Origin of the sequence: Paenarthrobacter sp. AT5 (genome assembly GCF_032764245.1) — a bacterium.
Lineage (GTDB): Bacteria > Actinomycetota > Actinomycetes > Actinomycetales > Micrococcaceae > Arthrobacter > Arthrobacter ureafaciens.
Window position 1 is genome coordinate 2,803,228 of record NZ_CP136441.1, and the last position, 16,429, is coordinate 2,819,656.

16 protein-coding genes and 3 tRNA genes are annotated in these 16,429 nt (G+C 63.9%); 8 read left to right on the top strand and 11 right to left on the bottom strand.

Annotation, left to right across the window (positions count from 1 at the left end; all coding sequences use genetic code 11):
* Positions 1-15: 15 nt before the first annotated feature.
* The 3 genes from RI444_RS12870 to RI444_RS12880 all read right to left on the bottom strand — a co-directional run bounded on the left by RI444_RS12870 (position 16) and on the right by RI444_RS12880 (position 2,372).
* Positions 16-630, bottom strand: a complete 615-nt coding sequence (locus RI444_RS12870) for an ATP-dependent Clp protease proteolytic subunit (protein WP_021470700.1) — start codon at positions 628-630, stop codon at positions 16-18.
* A 219-nt stretch (positions 631-849) separates the two neighbouring features.
* The gene (gene tig / locus RI444_RS12875; RefSeq protein WP_021470701.1) at positions 850-2,226 is read right to left on the bottom strand and encodes a trigger factor; all 1,377 of its coding nucleotides are present in this window, start codon (positions 2,224-2,226) and stop codon (positions 850-852) included.
* 71 nt (positions 2,227-2,297) lie between these two features.
* Positions 2,298-2,372, bottom strand: a tRNA-Pro gene (locus RI444_RS12880).
* 127 nt (positions 2,373-2,499) lie between these two features.
* On the opposite strand from RI444_RS12880, the gene RI444_RS12885 reads away from it, so the two are divergent.
* Positions 2,500-2,573: transfer RNA gene (locus RI444_RS12885), tRNA-Gly, on the top strand.
* An 88-nt stretch (positions 2,574-2,661) separates the two neighbouring features.
* On the opposite strand, the gene RI444_RS12890 is transcribed toward RI444_RS12885, so the two are convergent.
* The 3 genes from RI444_RS12890 to RI444_RS12900 all read right to left on the bottom strand — a co-directional run bounded on the left by RI444_RS12890 (position 2,662) and on the right by RI444_RS12900 (position 5,130).
* Entirely contained in the window at positions 2,662-3,549 is an 888-nt protein-coding gene (locus RI444_RS12890; protein WP_021470702.1) for an Fpg/Nei family DNA glycosylase, read from the bottom strand.
* Entirely contained in the window at positions 3,549-3,989 is a 441-nt protein-coding gene (locus tag RI444_RS12895; RefSeq protein ID WP_021470703.1) for a ribose-5-phosphate isomerase, read from the bottom strand. The genes RI444_RS12890 and RI444_RS12895 overlap by 1 nt, the downstream gene beginning before the upstream one ends.
* Before the next feature lie 145 nt (positions 3,990-4,134).
* Complete coding sequence (locus RI444_RS12900; protein ID WP_207604533.1) at positions 4,135-5,130, bottom strand: hypothetical protein; 996 nt, start codon at positions 5,128-5,130, stop codon at positions 4,135-4,137.
* Between the two features lie 154 nt (positions 5,131-5,284).
* Between RI444_RS12900 and pepN the strand changes: the two genes are divergently transcribed.
* Positions 5,285-7,846, top strand: a complete 2,562-nt coding sequence (gene pepN, locus RI444_RS12905) for an aminopeptidase N (protein WP_021470705.1) — start codon at positions 5,285-5,287, stop codon at positions 7,844-7,846.
* Positions 7,847-7,895: 49 nt separating this feature from the next.
* The gene (locus tag RI444_RS12910; protein ID WP_207604532.1) at positions 7,896-8,375 is read left to right on the top strand and encodes an OsmC family protein; all 480 of its coding nucleotides are present in this window, start codon (positions 7,896-7,898) and stop codon (positions 8,373-8,375) included.
* Here RI444_RS12910 and RI444_RS12915 read toward each other — a convergent pair.
* Positions 8,372-9,397: an NAD-dependent epimerase/dehydratase family protein gene (locus tag RI444_RS12915; protein WP_062096997.1), complete on the bottom strand. Its 1,026-nt coding sequence runs from the start codon at positions 9,395-9,397 to the stop codon at positions 8,372-8,374. The genes RI444_RS12910 and RI444_RS12915 overlap by 4 nt on opposite strands.
* A 121-nt stretch (positions 9,398-9,518) precedes the next feature.
* Between RI444_RS12915 and RI444_RS12920 the strand changes: the two genes are divergently transcribed.
* Positions 9,519-10,196: a mechanosensitive ion channel family protein gene (locus RI444_RS12920; protein ID WP_079941275.1), complete on the top strand. Its 678-nt coding sequence runs from the start codon at positions 9,519-9,521 to the stop codon at positions 10,194-10,196.
* Between the two features lie 52 nt (positions 10,197-10,248).
* Positions 10,249-10,662: a globin gene (locus RI444_RS12925; protein WP_082038915.1), complete on the top strand. Its 414-nt coding sequence runs from the start codon at positions 10,249-10,251 to the stop codon at positions 10,660-10,662.
* Positions 10,663-10,704: 42 nt separating this feature from the next.
* Here RI444_RS12925 and RI444_RS12930 read toward each other — a convergent pair whose 3' ends face one another.
* The gene (locus RI444_RS12930) at positions 10,705-11,376 is read right to left on the bottom strand and encodes a hypothetical protein (protein WP_207604531.1); all 672 of its coding nucleotides are present in this window, start codon (positions 11,374-11,376) and stop codon (positions 10,705-10,707) included.
* Positions 11,377-11,439: 63 nt separating this feature from the next.
* On the opposite strand from RI444_RS12930, the gene RI444_RS12935 reads away from it, so the two are divergent.
* Positions 11,440-12,345, top strand: a complete 906-nt coding sequence (locus tag RI444_RS12935) for an acyl-CoA thioesterase (protein ID WP_021470711.1) — start codon at positions 11,440-11,442, stop codon at positions 12,343-12,345.
* Positions 12,346-12,428: 83 nt separating this feature from the next.
* Here the strand turns inward: RI444_RS12935 and ettA are convergent, their stop codons facing one another.
* The 3 genes from ettA to RI444_RS12950 form a co-directional block, all read right to left on the bottom strand.
* Positions 12,429-14,111 carry an energy-dependent translational throttle protein EttA gene (gene ettA / locus RI444_RS12940; protein WP_031215996.1) on the bottom strand — a complete coding sequence of 561 codons (1,683 nt, stop codon included), beginning with the start codon at positions 14,109-14,111 and terminating at the stop codon, positions 12,429-12,431.
* Between the two features lie 76 nt (positions 14,112-14,187).
* Entirely contained in the window at positions 14,188-14,697 is a 510-nt protein-coding gene (locus RI444_RS12945) for a DUF6993 domain-containing protein (protein WP_242703049.1), read from the bottom strand.
* A 66-nt stretch (positions 14,698-14,763) separates the two neighbouring features.
* Positions 14,764-14,839: transfer RNA gene (locus RI444_RS12950), tRNA-Arg, on the bottom strand.
* 222 nt (positions 14,840-15,061) lie between these two features.
* Here RI444_RS12950 and RI444_RS12955 point away from each other — a divergent pair.
* Together RI444_RS12955 and RI444_RS12960 are read left to right on the top strand one after the other, a co-directional pair.
* Positions 15,062-15,622: a single-stranded DNA-binding protein gene (locus tag RI444_RS12955; protein ID WP_021470714.1), complete on the top strand. Its 561-nt coding sequence runs from the start codon at positions 15,062-15,064 to the stop codon at positions 15,620-15,622.
* Positions 15,623-15,710: 88 nt separating this feature from the next.
* On the top strand, positions 15,711-16,397 hold the full coding sequence (locus tag RI444_RS12960; RefSeq protein WP_021470715.1) for a DNA alkylation repair protein: 687 nt from the start codon (positions 15,711-15,713) through the stop codon (positions 16,395-16,397).
* The last annotated feature ends 32 nt before the right edge of the window (positions 16,398-16,429 follow it).

Consider the following 16,429-nt stretch of genomic DNA (forward strand, 5'->3'; position numbering starts at 1 on the left):
TGGTTCTAATGCCGGCTAGTTGTTGTTGGAATCCGACTGGTTTGCCGTTCCGCCGCCTCCGGCCACGGAACCGGCGTGCGCCGAGATCTTGTCGAAGAAGCCGTATTCCAGCGCCTCGGTGGCCGTGAACCACTTGTCGCGGTCGTTGTCCTTGAGGATGGTTTCGACAGTCTGTCCCGTCTGCTCAGCCGTCAGTTCGGCCATGACCTTCTTCATGTGGAGGATCAGCTCAGCCTGGATCTTGATGTCCGACGCCGTGCCTCCGATTCCGCCGGAAGGCTGGTGCATGAGGATGCGGGCGTTGGGGGTGGCGTAGCGCTTGCCCTTGGTGCCCGAGGAAAGCAGGAACTGGCCCATGGACGCGGCAAGGCCGGTTGCGACCGTGACGACGTCGTTCGGGATGAACTGCATGGTGTCGTAGATGGCCATGCCGGCGGTCACCGAGCCACCCGGGGAGTTGATGTAAAGGTAGATGTCCTTCTCCGGGTCTTCTGCCGAGAGGAGGAGAAGCTGTGAGCAGATGGCGTTGGCGTTCTCATCGCGGACCTCGGAGCCGAGCCAGATGATGCGCTCTTTCAGCAGGCGGTTGTAGATGTAGTTGTCCTGGGCCGCGGGATCGACAGTTGCCATCCGGGGAGCCTCTGATTGCTGTGACATAAGTACTTACCTCTCGCTGGTGCCAGTGACCTCACTGAACTTCACTACATTGGACACTAACCGCTTTGGCCGGCGTTTTGTTCGCCGGAATCGCACTGTTCGCTGACGGCGCACGGGAGGGCCCGGCCTTGTGTTCTGCCCTTAAAGCGAACCGGCCCCGGATCCAAGGATCCGGGGCCGGTTGAAGCCGTATCAGAACTTCACTGCTGCGGGGTCGTCGCTGGAGACGGTCTCTGCTTCAGCCTCGGCCTCTGCAGTTTCTTCAGCGGCAACTTCACCGGCAGGGCGCACGAAGTCGGTCAGGTCAACCTTGTTGCCTTCGGAGTCCACAACCTCGGCCTGGCCCAGCACTACTGCCAGTGCCTTGCGGCGGCGAACCTCGGAAACCATCATGGGGACCTGGCCGCTCTGATCGATGATCTGGGCGAACTGGTTGGGGTCCATGCCGTACTGGCTGGCGGTGGTGACGATGTAGTCGATCAGCTCGTTCTGGCTGACGTTGACTTCTTCCTTGTCCGCAATGGCGTCGAGGATGACCTCGTTCTGGAAGGCGCGCTCAGTGTTTGCCTTCACCTCAGCGCGGTGCTCCTCGGTGTCGTGGTCGCCTTCGCCGTGGGAGTTTTCCTGGGTGAAGTGGGCCTCGACCTGCTCTTCGACGACGGATGCCGGGACGGGAACCTCAACCAGCTCGACGAGCTTGTCCAGGACCTTGTCGCGGGCTTCTACGCCCTGGCCAACAACCTTGGACTCAGCGGCCTGCTTGGCGAGGTCCTCGCGGAGTTCAGCCAGGGTGTCGAATTCGGATGCCAGCTGTGCGAAGTCATCGTTTGCCTCGGGAAGCTCGCGCTCCTTGACGGCCTTGACTACTACCTTGACCTGGGCGGCTTCGCCGGCGTGCTCGCCACCAACGAGGGTGGTGTCGAAGATCGCTTCCTCGTCGGCGGAGAGACCGGAAACAGCCTCGTCCAGGCCTTCGAGCATGGTGGCGGAACCAACCTGGTAGGACAGGCCGGAAGCGGAATCGATCTCTTCGCCGTCAATCGAGGCGGTGATGTCGATGGTGAGGAAGTCATCGTTCTGCGCCGGGCGCTCAACGGACTTGAGGGTGCCGAAGCGGCCACGGAGTTCATCCAGGGCCTTGTCAACGTCAGCGTCGGAGGACTCGGCTGCAGCAACCTCTACCTTGATGCCGGCGTAGTCGGGCAGTTCGATCTCGGGACGGACGTCAACCTCGACCTGGAATTTGAGTTCGCCGTCGGTAGCGGACGGATCCGGAACCTCGGTGATTTCGACCTCGGGACGGCTCAGCGGGCGCACTCCGGTTTCCTGGACAGCAGCCTGGTACCAGCCATTAAGGCCGTCGTTGATAGCCGTCTCCAGAACGTAGCCGCGGCCGACGCGCTGGTCGATGAGCTTGGAAGGAACCTTGCCCTTGCGGAATCCGGGCACCTGGATCTGCGAAGCAACGGTCTTGTACGCGGCATCGATGCTCGGCTTCAGTTCCTCAAAGGGAACCTCAACATTGAGCTTGACCCGCGTTGCGGTGAGGTTCTCGACAGCGCTCTTCACAGTCTAAGTACTCCTGAATTGGTGGGTATGGGGTTCTGCCGCACTCGAGGAAACGAATGCGAAACACAGAGTCGGGGTGACAGGATTTGAACCTGCGACTTCCTGCTCCCAAAGCAGGCGCTCTAGCCAAGCTGAGCTACACCCCGAATGCACAGGACAGTCTACGGGCAAGAGCGCCGCGAATGCACATTTGACAGCGCCGCCCGAATTAGGTTTAGTTATATCCGGCTTGAACAGCCAACCGGAAAGACGCCCTGAACAGGGAATCCTTCTGGGGACGTAGCTTAATGGTAAAGCCTCAGTCTTCCAAACTGATTACGCGGGTTCGATTCCCGTCGTCCCCTCCAAGGAAGAAGGCCTCCGATCCCAGGATCGGAGGCCTTCTTGCGTTGTGCCGGACCATCGTTCCCGGAGGCTCAGGCCCGGCGGGGAAGCTCAGACCTGGCAGCCCGGGCACCAATAGAGTTTGCGGGCTCCTATTTCCGCCATGCCCACGATTGTCCCGCACGCCCGGCAGGGCAATCCGTGCCGCTTATAGACAAAGTGGGCGTCGGCGTCGGGTACCAGGGGTGCCCCTTCGGTCCATAGGTCCGGGGGCGTCGTCACAATCCTGCCGTCGCGGACGCCGTCGGACATGGTGGTCACGGCATCGTCCCAGAGGCGGCCGGCAGTTTCGGCATCCACGGCCGCTCCGGGCGTCCAGGGATCCACGGCCTGCCGGAAGAGGACTTCCGCCCGGTAGATGTTTCCGACTCCCGCGAGGACGGACTGGTCCATCATCAGGAGCGCGACGGCGGTCTTCCGCTTGCGCAGCCGGCGGATGAACTCATCGCGGTCCCCCGGCAGGTTACGGAGGGGATCCGGCCCCAGGCGGTCAAGTACCTTGGCCGCCTCATCGGACGTCACGACCGCGCAGGTGGTCGCCCCTCGGAGATCGGCCCAGCCATGGTCAGACACGAGGCGGACGCGCACGGCCCCTACCGGTTCCGGCGGCCCGGAGTATTCCGCGTCCTCACCGGCAGGCCCGGATTCACGCTCACCGATCCTGCGCGGTGCTCCGATGCTCGAAGCGCCCGTAAAGGAACTGTCTCCGCCGAAGCTCCACGCACCGTATAAGCCCAGGTGGACGTGGAGGTAGAGCCCGTGGTCGAAGGCCAGGAACAGCTGCTTTCCGTGGGCGAGCGCCTCCACCGGCACGTGTCCGTCCAACAGCGCGGCGCCTTCGGTGAAGCGTCCCTGCGGACTGCTGACATGAAGGCGCCGGCCGACGAAGACATCCTGGAACTGGCGGGCCAGCCGGTGGATGGAATGACCTTCAGGCACTACTCGACGATCTCGCCCGTGGTCTCGTACACGGCGATCTTTCCAATGCGGCGGACATGGCGCTCGTCATTGCTGAACGGTTCCTGCAGGAACGCTTCGATGATTTCGGTGGCTTCGTCGACGCTGTGCTGCCGGCCGCCTACAGCCACGACGTTCGCGTCGTTGTGCTCACGAGCAAGCTTGGCGGTGGCGAGGTTCCATGCCAAGGCCGCGCGGACTCCCTTGACCTTGTTGGCGGCAATCTGTTCGCCGTTGCCCGATCCACCCAGCACGATGCCCAGCGCATGGACTCCGGCTGCTTGGTCGGCAACGACGGCTTCCCCGGCATTGATGCAGAACGACGGGTAGTCGTCCAGGGCGTCATATTCCTTGGGCCCGTGGTCCACAACCTCATAGCCCTTGGCCGTGAGGTAGCTGACCAGGTGTGCGCTGAGTTCCATGCCTGCGTGGTCCGTAGCGATATGGACGCGGGGAGTAGTCACTGTAGTCCGTTCTTTGTGGAGCGCCGGTAAGCCGCTGGGCAGGTGCACAGCCCGGGCCAGGCGCGGCGGGGAGGGATGCTTACCTAGATTACCGTGACCGGCTTCATTGGGGCTGCCCGTCGTCATGGGCCCGGGCAGCGGCCCGGTTGAGGATTCCGGCCAACGTATCAGCTGTTGCCGCCGTTCCGGCGCTCAGGGCCACCCGGCCTCCGTTGAGTTTCCTGACGACGACGGCGGGCCCGCTGCTCACCAGCATCGCGGTCGCGTCGTCGTGGTGCCGAAGGCCCCAGCCGCCGTAGTCGGCAGCTTTGACGTCGGCGGGTGCCGCTGCGGCAATATCGACGGCGGGAACGCTCAGCACCGGGACGAGTCCGCCGGCCAGCACCCGAAGTCCTCCCCTGTCCGCACGGACACGGGCGAAAAGGAAGCCTGCACCGAGCAGCGCCACGGCGGCCACCAGGGCTCCGAGCCAAGGCAGCGCCACGGCGATCAGGGCTGCGGGGAACAGGGCAGAAACAATGATCATGATGAACACCGAACTGCGGGCGTGGACCCAGATCCGGAGGGTGTCCCGGGTCAGGTCCGGATCGGCGAGCAGCATCCGTTCGGTTTCCAGGGCCTGGTCGTCCTCAGGGGTCCAGCGGGCATCGGGCTTGAAGGCGAACATCATGACGACACCCAGGGCCAGGGCCGCGCCGCTTCCCATAGCCAGGACTATCGGGTCCACATGCGACAGCCGGGCCTCCCCGATCCCCGACTGGCCGACCAGCCCGGCAGCGAGGACCGTGGTGACGAAGAGACTGACCATGAGGCCCAGCCCCATCATGACCCGGCGCATGACAACGGGCCGGGAGAGCGGAACCGCCTGCATGAAGGCGAGCCAGCCAAACAAGGTGATCATGGCTGCGCCGCCGGCAACATAGGCGCCGAAGGGCGCAAAGGCGCTTCCGCCGTCGGCATTCCACATGACAGCCACCGGGTCCGGGAGGCTGTTCCTCAACATCTGGGCGCAAACAACGAAGCCGATGGCCAGCAGTAGCGGAAAAAACAGCGCAAACCGCAAGGCGCGGGTGTCAAGAGAGTCGCGGAACGTTCCCATGGTTCCAAACTACTCCGGAGCAACGACATGCAGGGAGTGCACTCCACGACACCGCATGGGCATCCCTTGCGATCGCGGCAGAGAGTGAAAGAATGACTTCACACCAGCGGCGGGAGAACCGACCGGCCGCCCAGTCCAACTTCCGGAGGCACATTTGCCAGGCCTTAATCTCACGCGCGGGGAAGCCGCGAGCCGCGCTGAACTCCTCAACGTCGAGTCGTACAACGTCACCCTGGACCTGACCAAGGGGCCGACCGTCTTCGGCTCCACCACCACAGTCCGTTTCTCGGCCCGCGCCGGAGCCTCGACCTTCATCGATGCCATTACCGACACCGTCCACAGCGTCACCCTGAACGGCACGGAACTTGACCCGGCGGTCGTCTCCGACGGCGTCCGGATCCAGCTCCCCGACCTCGCCGAAGACAACGAACTCGTCATTGTTGCCGATGCTCCCTACATGAACACCGGCGAGGGCCTGCACCGCTTCGTGGACCCCGTGGACGGCGAGGTATACCTCTATACGCAGTTTGAAGTACCCGACTCCCGGCGCATGTTCGCCGTCTTTGAACAGCCCGACCTGAAGGCAAGCTTCACTTTCACCGTGACGGCTCCGTCACACTGGGACGTGGTCTCCAACTCCCCCACGCCTGCCCCGGAACCCATTGAGGCCGGGGACGACGGCGGCGCACGCTCAGTGTGGAAGTTCGCCCCCACCCCCCGGCTCTCGTCGTACGTCACCGCACTGATCGCCGGCCCGTACCAATCCGTACGCTCGGAAGTGACAAGTTCGGACGGCCGGGTGGTCCCGCTGGGAGTATTCGCCCGGAAGTCCCTCATGCAGTACCTCGACGCCGACAACATCTTCGAGCTGACCCGGCAGGGCTTCGAATTCTTCGAGGCGCAGTTCGGCTGCCCGTACCCGTTCGAAAAGTACGATCAGCTCTTCGTGCCGGAGTTCAACGCCGGTGCCATGGAAAACGCCGGTGCCGTCACCATCCTCGAAGGCTACGTTTTCCGCGGCAAGGTTACCGGCGCCCAAGTGGAACGCCGTGCTATCACCGTCCTGCACGAACTGGCCCACATGTGGTTCGGGGACCTCGTCACCATGCGCTGGTGGAACGACCTCTGGCTGAACGAGTCCTTTGCCGAATACATGTCCCACCTCGCGGCGGTGGAGAACACTGAGTTCGACCACGCGTGGACCACGTTCGCCTCCGTGGAGAAGTCCTGGGCTTACCGCCAGGACCAACTGCCCACAACGCACCCCATCTTCGCGGACATCAACAGCCTCCAGGACGTGGAGGTCAACTTCGACGGCATCACCTACGCCAAAGGCGCTTCAGTGCTGCGCCAACTGGTGGCCTGGGTGGGCCCGGAACAGTTCATGGCCGGGGTCCGGACCTACTTTGCCAAGCATGCCTGGGGCAACACGGAGCTTTCGGACCTCATGCAGGAGCTCGAAGCCGCCAGCGGCCGTGACCTGGACCAGTGGGGCGGGTTGTGGCTTGAGACTGCGGGCGTGAACACGCTCGCCCCCGAGGTCACCGTTGACGAAAACGGCGTCATCACCGGATTTGCCATTTTTCAGACCGCCATCGCCGAACAGCCCACCATCCGCCCGCACCGCCTGGCGGTGGGCTTCTACGACGTCGTCGACGGCAAGCTTGAGCGCGTCCACCGCGAAGAGCTCGACGTCGACGGCCCCCGCACGGACGTCCCCGCCCTGGTGGGCAAGACGCGGCCCGACCTTGTCCTCCTCAACGATGACGATCTCGCCTACGCCAAGGTAAGGCTTGACCCGGCGTCGCTCGCCACCGCGAAGGCCCACCTGAAGGACTTCACCTCAAGCCTTCCCCGCACCTTGGTGTGGGGTTCGGCGTGGGATGCGGCCCGCGACGGCGAGACTCCCGCCCGCGGCTACGTGGACCTTATCCTGGCCAACATCGCCCACGAGACGGACTCGTCGGTGATCCTCGTCCAGCTCCGCCAATTGGCCACGACCCTCACGTACTACGTGGCCGCAGAGCACAAGGAGGAAACGGCAGTCAGGGCCGCCGACCGATTGTGGGAGCTCGCTTCCAGCGTGGAAGCCGGATCCGATGCCCAGTTGCAGTTCGTGAAGTCCTACGCCCAGATCTCACGCAGCGACTCCCAACTGGACCGGATCCAGGCGCTCCTCGACGGCACGTCAACCCTGGAAGGCCTGACTGTGGACCAGGACATGCGGTGGGAACTGCTGACAGCACTGGTAGTCGGCGGCCGCCACGGGCAGGACCGGATCGAGGAAGAACTCGAACGGGACAACACCTCCAACGGCCAGAACGCAGCAGCCCTCGCCAAGGCTGCGATCCCTACGGCAGAGGCCAAGGACGCTGCATGGGAGTCGATCGTGGTCAAGGGCGAGCTCTCCAATGCACTCCAGTCCTCAGCCGTTGCCGGCTTCACCCGTGTTCCGGACACCGCGTTGCTGGAACCGTTCGCGGAGAAGTACTTCCAGGCAGTACCTGGAATAGTGAAGGAACGGACCCATGCGCTGGCCCAGCAAATCGTGGTGGGCCTCTACCCCGCCCAGCTGACCACCCAGGCCACCATCGACCGGACGGACGAGTTCCTGGCGGCATTGCCGGAAGACAGCGCGGCACTCAGGCGCATGATGCTGGAGAACCGCGACGCCGTGGCACGCGCCCTGCGCGCGCGGGCCGCCGACGTCGACTAGCCGTTCGCCTCCTCCCATGCGGACAGTCTGCGCTGGCTAGACTGTCCGCATGGGCCTGAATGAACACCATTACGCGTTGACCCTCCGCTGGACCGGAAACCGCGGTGACGGCACGGCGGGCTACCGGGCTTACTCCCGGGACCACGACGTCGTTATTCCCGGACTACCGACATTGAAAGGTTCAGCCGATCCCACGTTCCACGGTGACCGGACACGCTACAACCCTGAGCAACTGCTGCTGGCCGCCTTGGCCCAGTGCCACATGTTGTCCTTCCTGCACGTCGCGGTCAAGCACGGTGTGGTGGTCACCGGATACGAGGACAATGCCGAGGGGCTCATGAAGCTCAACCGGGACGGCAGCGGGCAATTCGAGTCGGTAACCCTCAAGCCCCGCGTCACCATCGCCGATGCCGTTGATGAAAGCCTCATGTCGCAGCTTCACCACGAAGCCAACCAAGTCTGCTTCATCGCGCGCAGCGTCAATTTCCCCGTGCTTCACGAACCAACCACGACGACGGCGGCTGCCTAGCCGGGTGGCCCGCCGCTTCGCGCACCGGCAGGACGGCCGCCCTTCCAGCGGGAGAGCAGCCTTCGTTCCGTCAGGCGGCTCAGGCCCGCCCTGCGTTCACGCTCCAGGCCCCTGCTGCGTTCGTCCTCAAGGGTGTCCTTGAGCGTTTCCTGCCAAGGCCGCAGCGCAAAGCCTGCCGCGACGGCGGCTGCGTTGCTCCGGGCTTGGAACCCTTCGTGCCCTGGCGGCAACCACAAGGGAAGCGAGTCCGGGCCGGCCCAGTAGTCGATCCCCTGCTGCACCAGCCAGTCTTCGCTGACGGGGACAACTTCTTCCGTAGCCCCGGACGCACTCCGTGACGCAGCAATATACCCCGCAAAGGGAACCACTTCCCCCACAACGTTGAAGGTTCCCGACAGTCCCCGGGCCGCACCGTAAAGAACCCAGGCTGCAACGTCCCTGACGTCGACGATCTGGGTCGGTGAGTCCGGTATGTCCGGGACCAGGACGGGGTCCGCCTTCGCGGCAAACCGGGCGGGCCAATAACCGTACCTGTCCGAAGCATCCCCTGGACCTCCGATCAGGCCGGGCCTGAGAATGTGGGCCTTCTCCCCTGCTGCCCGGCGCGTCATCTCCTCGATGGCTGACTTTGACTCGCCGTACGTCTCCGGCGTTCCGTGTTCTCCTTCCGGCAAGGGTTGGAGCAACCCGGCGTCCTCTGCTGCGCCGGGAACGGACGGATCGGCATAGACGGAGCAGCTCGAAACGAACGTCCAATGCCCCGCCCGGCCGGCCAGGGCGTCAAGGGCTGCCTTCGCGAAGACGGGATCCCGGGCCACCTCCACGACCTCATCCCAGTGACCGTCGAGGTCCGTGAAGGCCGCCACGCCAGTGGCGCGATCCGCACGGACCCAGGTGGCGCCGTCGGGCACTGCCGCGGAAGTACCGCGCGCCACGCAGGTGACCTCATGTCCGGCGGCGAGGGCTTGCCGCGTGATTTCAGCGGACAGGAAAGCCGTACCACCCAGGACGAGGATTCGCATGCGGCCACGCTACGGCGCGATCACGCAACGGCGCTAGGGTTAATGGTGGACAGAGTGTTCACCCCAGGGAGAACACGGGCCGACGACAAGGAGCCAATACACCTTGACCTTCATCTCTTGGATGGAAACCCTCACGATCGAACCGGAAAAAATCGACGTTGTCTCAATCCTCATCACCGTAGGCGTGGGCCTGCTGGTATGGACCGTGGCACGCTTCATCATCCTTCGCATCACCCGAAGGGTCGCCTCCGGCAGTTCGCTCTTCAAGAAACCGCACTTCAAATGGGTGCAACCTGCCATCCGGGCACTGGACCATGAGCGCCGCTCGCAGCGGGCCCAAACCATCGGCTCGCTGCTGACCAGCCTGGTGAGCGTGATCGTGGTGGTGATCGTCATCATCTACGTCCTGAAGTACATGAACGTCGACGTCGCACCCCTGCTGACCAGTGTGGGCATCCTGGGTGTGGCCATCGGCTTTGGTGCCCAACAGCTCATCCGGGACTTCCTCGCCGGCATCTTCATCACCATCGAAGACCAATACGGCATTGGCGACGTGATCGTCACCAGCGAAGTCATTGGCACGGTGGAATCCGTCGGCCTGCGGATCACCCGCGTCCGGGCGGAGGACGGAGCCATCTGGTACCTCCGCAACGGCGAGATCCTCCGGGTAGGCAACCGCTCCCAAGGAGACTACGTACCCATCGACACGCCTTCGCCGGACAACGACGGAGAAACCAAAGTGAGCGCCGGAGCCCCCGCAGGCACGGCCGCAAAGCCTGAGGAGAAGTCAAGTGAATGATGCCAATTCCGGGCAACCGGGCGCACCGCAGGCCGGGCCGCGACGCCAGCTGATGCAAAACGACCCCTTCAGCCAGCCTGCCTACACGGACAGCTTCTACGCGGCAGTCGGCGGGCACGACACCTTCGTGAAGCTGATCGACGTCTTCTATGACGGTGTGGCCGGGGATCCCCTGCTGCGGCCGATGTACCCCGAAGAGGACCTCGGGCCCGCCAAGCGGCGCTTCCTCATGTTCCTTGAGCAGTACTGGGGCGGCCCCACCACCTATAGCGAGGAACGCGGCCATCCAAGGCTGAGGATGCGGCACATGCCCTTCCGTGTAACGCCGGAAGCGAAAGACCGCTGGCTGTTCCACATGCGTACGGCCGTGGACTCGCTGGGCCTGTCACCCCTGCACGAGGGAACCCTGTGGGACTACATGGAGCGAGCAGCGTTGACCATGGTCAACAGTCCGTCCGCACAGTAGTTCTTCGGTTCTTCCGTTCTTCGGTTCTTGGGTTCGTCGCTGCTAGTTCCGGAAGCCGAGGCCGGCGGCCGTCCTCACCAGAACGTGTCCGCGCGATCCGCTCAGCCGGAACCAGCGGCCGTTGCGGAATACCTGCTGCTCTCCGCCAGCAAGGAAGCCCAAAGCAAAAGCGGCAAAGGCCACCCCTGCCGGGAGCTCTTCAAGCCCCGGCAGGGGCCGGCTCCAGACGGCGGCGCGGGCACTGTTGACCACGGCAGCGCCTGCCACTGCGGGTACGGCCTCTGCCACCTCGGCGATACCGGCTTCGGCTGCGGCCTTAAGTTCGACGTCGGCCATCGCGCCCAAGGCTTCCCAACCGGAGCGCGGAGCCCCGACGCCGGCCCACGACTCCGACACTGTGGACGGCGGGATGGGAAGCTCAACGTCCCCGGCACGCGAGCGGGCCAGCCGATCCAGGACGGAGGCAAGCGTCACGGTGGCGTCCGTCTGGGCTTCCTCGGCGAGGGCCATTGTCCGCAACCCGAGGATGGTGGGGGTGGATTCACCCAGGATCCGCGGCCTGAGGACGCACACATAGGCGGCCAGAACCTTGCCGGCAGCCTGCAGGCGGATGGCGCCGTCATCGATGGTTTTGGCGCGTGTCACGTAGGTCCGCAGGTCGCTGAGATCGTGGGGGTCGGCGAAACGGAAGGACTGGGTCAAGACGTCTGTCACAGCATCGACTCTACCGGCATGTCTTCGGTTGAGAGGGGTTGGGGCGCCGTCTAGAGTCGAACCATGACTGACACGAAGGCCAACCCGGACGCGGAGGCACCCGCAGAAGACCCCATGGAAGTGCTGATCGGCCTGCTGGACCTGGGCGACTTCGACGGAGCACGGACCAACGAGGACATCTTCCTGGGCCCGTCCCAAAGGCAGCCCAGGCACCGCGTCTTCGGCGGACAGGTCCTGGCACAGTCCATGATGGCCGGCATGCGCACGGTTGACGCGGACCGCGTTGCCCATTCGATGCACGGCTACTTCCTCCGTCCCGGGGACGCCAACAAGCCCATCACCTTTGGAGTCGAGCGGTTGCGCGACGGGCGTTCCTTCTCCGCGCGGCGGGTCCATGCTTACCAGGACGGTGTGCCGATCCTGTCCATGATTGCCTCGTTCCAAGTTGCGGACGAAGGGTTGGATCACCAGACTGCCATGCCGGAAGGCATCCCGGATCCCGAGTCATTGCCCAGCACGGCGGATTTGCTGTCCTCCTTCGACCACCCGTTGGCACGGCACATGTCCTCGGAGCGGCCGTTCGACGTCCGGCACGTCGACCCTGCACTCTACGTCACCGCGCCAACCCGGCACGTGGCAACTAATGCCGTGTGGATGAAAACAATAGGCCCCCTCCCTGACGATCCCAACCTGCACCGTGCTGCCCTGGCGTACGCCAGCGACTACACCTTGCTGGAACCCATCCTGCGCAAGCACGGCCTCGCGTGGATGACTCCGGGCATGAGCGTGGCCAGCCTGGATCACGCGATGTGGTGGCACCGACCGGTGCGGGTGGATGAATGGATGCTCTATGTGCAGGAATCACCCAGTGCACAAGGGGCCCGGGGCTTGGCCACGGGGCGGATCTTCAACCGGGAAGGACTGCACGTCGCCACAGTCGCGCAGGAGGGCATGGTCCGGATTCCGTGACCAACGACGAATGGCCGTCCCTTTCGGGGCGGCCATTCGTCGATATTACGCTTAGTCGATTTTGCGGTTAGTCGCGATTGCGATTAATCGCGGGTCAGGCGGCGGTGCGTGACTCGGTGCGGTTTTGCCGCGTCAGGACCGAGCCGTTCCACCTTGTTTTCCTCGTAGGACTCGAAGTTACCCTCGAACCAGTACCACTTGGAGGGGTTCTCGTCATCGCCTTCGTAGGCCAGGATGTGGGTTGCCACCCGGTCCAGGAACCAGCGGTCGTGCGAGACCACAACAGCACAGCCAGGGAAGTCCAGAAGTGCGTTCTCAAGGCTGCTCAGGGTTTCGACGTCGAGGTCGTTGGTGGGCTCGTCGAGGAGCAGGAGGTTTCCGCCCTGCTTCAGCGTCAGTGCCAGGTTAAGGCGGTTGCGCTCACCACCGGAGAGGACGCCGGCCTTCTTCTGCTGGTCCGGGCCCTTGAATCCGAAAGCGGAAACGTAGGCACGCGAAGGCATCTCGACCTGGCCGACCTGGATGTGGTCCAGTCCGTCGGAAACGACCTCCCACAGGGTCTTGTTGGGGTCAATGCCGCCACGGGACTGGTCCACGTAGGAGATCTTGACCGAATCGCCGATCTTCAGCTCGCCGCCGTCGAGGGACTCCATTCCGACGATGGTCTTGAACAGGGTGGACTTACCCACGCCATTCGGGCCGATGACGCCCACGATGCCGTTGCGGGGCAGCGAGAAGGACAGATCCTCGATGAGGACGCGATCGTCGAAGCCCTTCTTGAGGTTCTTGGCCTCAATCACCAAATTGCCCAGGCGGGGTCCCGGCGGGATCTGGATTTCCTCGAAGTCCAGCTTCCGGGTGCGCTCGGCTTCCGCAGCCATTTCCTCATAGCGGGCCAGACGGGCCTTGGACTTGGTCTGGCGGCCCTTGGCGTTGGACCGGACCCACTCAAGCTCTTCCGTGAGGCGCTTGGCCAGCTTGGCGTCCTTCTTGCCCTGGACTTCCAAACGGGCTTTCTTCTTCTCCAGGTAGGTGGAGTAGTTGCCTTCGTACGGGTACAGGTGGCCGCGGTCGACTTCAGCGATCCACTCGGCTACGTGGTCCAGGAAGTAGCGGTCGTGGGTGACGGCCAGGACTGCGCCCGGGTACGAGGACAGGTGCTGCTCAAGCCACAGGACACTTTCGGCGTCGAGGTGGTTGGTGGGCTCGTCAAGGAGCAGGAGGTCCGGCTTCTGCAGCAGGAGCTTGCACAACGCCACGCGACGACGCTCACCACCGGAAAGCACGGTAACATCCGCGTCCGCCGGCGGGCACCGGAGCGCGTCCATTGCCTGCTCCAGCTGGGAATCGATGTCCCATGCGTCAGCGGCGTCAATGGCTTCCTGCAGCTTGCCCATTTCCTCAAGGAGGGTGTCGTAATCAGCGTCAGGGTTGGCCATCTCTTCAGAGATCTGGTTGAAGCGCTGGATCTTGCCGTAGATCTCGCCAACGCCTTCCTGGACGTTCCCAAGGACCGTCTTTTCCTCGTTCAGCGGCGGTTCCTGCAGGAGGATGCCCACGGTGTAGCCGGGGCTCAGGCGGGCCTCGCCGTTGGAGGGGGTGTCCAGTCCGGCCATGATCTTCAGGATGGTGGACTTGCCAGCACCGTTAGGGCCCACGACGCCAATCTTGGCACCGGGGAAGAACGACATGCTGACATCGTCCAGAATAAGTTTGTCGCCAACGGCCTTTCGGGCCTTGGTCATCGTGTAAATGAATTCCGCCATGCCGTTAAATCTAGTGGCTAGGCGGGCAGAACTCACATTTGGACGTGGAACTCACATTCCGGCCGTGGTCTGGCGCCTACCGGACGTCACCAACAAAGCATTTCCCGCTGGCGAGGACGGGAAGCACCGTCATCACCACCCCGCCGTCGCGGATTTGCCCCACGACGCAGCTGCCTCCGGCCAAGGCGGCAGCTTCCATTGCGTCGACCTCGAGCCCGGTGGGCGTCCGGCTCACTGATACCTCCACGTTGCTTGCCGGTATGCCGGCAGCAACCAGGGCGCTCCGAACCGCTTCCCGTTCCGGTTTGGACGTCGTGGCGACTATTTTCTTGAGCGTGGCTTCGACAGTCTTTGTTGCCGCAGAAACTTCCGGCACGAGCGTAGGCCCGGGGGATGCTGTCCCGGATATGGCCGCCGGCTCGGACCCGGTGGGCTCCGATGCGGTCTGAGTGGTCTGTGCAGGCGGCGTGCAGGAGGCAAGTGCCATGGCCGCTGCGACGCACGCCAACACCATGACGCTGCGGCGTCTATGGGTCTTCAGAGGCCCAAGAGTATTCCTGCCCGGCGTTGTCCCGCTCCGTGTCATCAATTCCCCCACTCATTGCGCACTGACAGCAATCCCCCGGAACCCCTGTGGAGTTCCGGGGGTAACTGGCGCCCCAGGAGGGAATCGAACCCCCGACCGGCGGATTAGAAGGCCGCTGCTCTATCCCCTGAGCTACTGGGGCATACCGGCTGCCACGCAGGTGAAGCTGCTGGCGCCACAAAGAGTTTACAGTGCATTCCTCCCGGCCCCTGCCAAGACACCCGCCACCAACGGTCCACTGCTCCTCAACATGCTGCCCCCGCTCCGGTTATGCACATAGCGCCAAAAGGGCATCGACCCTTCCACGTGGCTGGTTGAAGCTGAAAAAGCCGGACAGGCAGCTTCCTACGTCAAAAGGATCACCATGAACGACATCCTCACCCTCCGCGGCTTCGTAGCCTCTGAGGTCAGAACCTCCACCACGGCCCGGGGAACCTCCACAGCTTCCTTCCGGCTGGGAACAACGGAGCGGCGGTACGACAGGGCCAGCAACACATGGGTGGACGGCAATACCAACTGGTACACCGTGCAATCATTCCGCTACCTGGCCGCGCATGTGGGCTGCAGCGTGAAGAAGGGCCAGCGGGTGATCGTGCTCGGAAGGCTGCGGCTCAGGCAGTGGGAGCATGAGGGCAAGGTGTACCACGTTGCCGAGGTGGATGCCGAGGCGGTGGGGCACGATCTCATGTGGGGCTCAGCCAACTTCACACGCATGAACGGCACCTCAGCGCCGGCGGAGTCAGTTGCGCTCCAGCCTCAGGACGCGGCTGAGGCTCCTGCACCTCCGGCCTCCGAGGCGGAGTGGGAATCAACTCCCGAGTCCGCGGCTCCGCCGGAAGATGACGACGTTGTGGTGAACGTTGAGACCGGCGAGGGCATGTCAGTGAACCCGCGGACAGGAGAGCTCGTGGATGCCACCGCCTGAGAGCTGCGAGTTCCGGGGCACGGGCGATGCACCGCAACGGCGGCCGCCCTCCCCGGAACGGTGACCGTCCCCGCCCTAGAGTTGAGGCATGGACAACAGCGACCTCCCCAAGGCTATTCGTTCCACCCTTCGTTCTTCGGCCGACGCCGAACGCGGGCGCGGTGCACAGGCCTATATGAAGTCCGACATGCCGTCCTTGGGAGTCCGCGTCCCCGAGGTCCGCCGAATCGTCAAGGAAGCCATCAAGCAGTTCCCGCCGCGTTCGGCGGAGGACCTTCGCGAGGCCGTCCTGGACTTGTGGCGGAATGCGGAAGTGCGCGAGGAACGTTATGCGGCCATCGATCTGACCGGCATCCGCATAGTCAGGGACGATCCCGGCATGCTGCCTGTCTACGAAGAAATCATCCGGACAGGAGCCTGGTGGGACTTGGTCGATGGTGTGGCCCACCGCCTCGGGACCTTGCTCCGCAAGCATCCGGAGACCATGACGCCGCTCCTTCTCCAGTGGTCCAAAGACAGCGACATGTGGATCCGAAGGGCCTCCATCACCGCCCAGCTGGGATCCAAGGCAGCCACGGACACCTCCCTGCTGGCCGCGGTTATCCGTCCCAACATGGACGACAAGGAGTTCTTCATCCGCAAAGCCATCGGCTGGGCGCTGCGCGAATACAGCAAGACCGATCCGGGCTGGGTCAAAGCTTTCGCCGAGGAGAATGCATCCCGGCTCAGTCCCCTGTCCGCGCGGGAGGCTTTGCGCTTGCTGTCCACGCCATGACCCCGGGAGACGCGGTCGCCCCCTAAATGATG

What these genes read in the sequence shown, in the direction of transcription:
- RI444_RS12870 (WP_021470700.1), bottom strand. Translation starts at nt 630, where the DNA reads ATGGCAACTGTCGATCCCGCGGCCCAGGACAACTACATCTACAACCGC.
- RI444_RS12895 (WP_021470703.1), bottom strand. Translation starts at nt 3,989, where the DNA reads ATGGAACTCAGCGCACACCTGGTCAGCTACCTCACGGCCAAGGGCTAT.
- RI444_RS12900 (WP_207604533.1), bottom strand. Translation starts at nt 5,130, where the DNA reads ATGGGAACGTTCCGCGACTCTCTTGACACCCGCGCCTTGCGGTTTGCG.
- RI444_RS12910 (WP_207604532.1), top strand. Translation starts at nt 7,896, where the DNA reads ATGGGCCTGAATGAACACCATTACGCGTTGACCCTCCGCTGGACCGGA.
- RI444_RS12915 (WP_062096997.1), bottom strand. Translation starts at nt 9,397, where the DNA reads ATGCGAATCCTCGTCCTGGGTGGTACGGCTTTCCTGTCCGCTGAAATC.
- RI444_RS12920 (WP_079941275.1), top strand. Translation starts at nt 9,519, where the DNA reads ATGGAAACCCTCACGATCGAACCGGAAAAAATCGACGTTGTCTCAATC.
- RI444_RS12925 (WP_082038915.1), top strand. Translation starts at nt 10,249, where the DNA reads ATGCAAAACGACCCCTTCAGCCAGCCTGCCTACACGGACAGCTTCTAC.
- RI444_RS12935 (WP_021470711.1), top strand. Translation starts at nt 11,440, where the DNA reads ATGACTGACACGAAGGCCAACCCGGACGCGGAGGCACCCGCAGAAGAC.
- ettA (WP_031215996.1), bottom strand. Translation starts at nt 14,111, where the DNA reads ATGGCGGAATTCATTTACACGATGACCAAGGCCCGAAAGGCCGTTGGC.
- RI444_RS12945 (WP_242703049.1), bottom strand. Translation starts at nt 14,697, where the DNA reads ATGACACGGAGCGGGACAACGCCGGGCAGGAATACTCTTGGGCCTCTG.
- RI444_RS12955 (WP_021470714.1), top strand. Translation starts at nt 15,062, where the DNA reads ATGAACGACATCCTCACCCTCCGCGGCTTCGTAGCCTCTGAGGTCAGA.
- RI444_RS12960 (WP_021470715.1), top strand. Translation starts at nt 15,711, where the DNA reads ATGGACAACAGCGACCTCCCCAAGGCTATTCGTTCCACCCTTCGTTCT.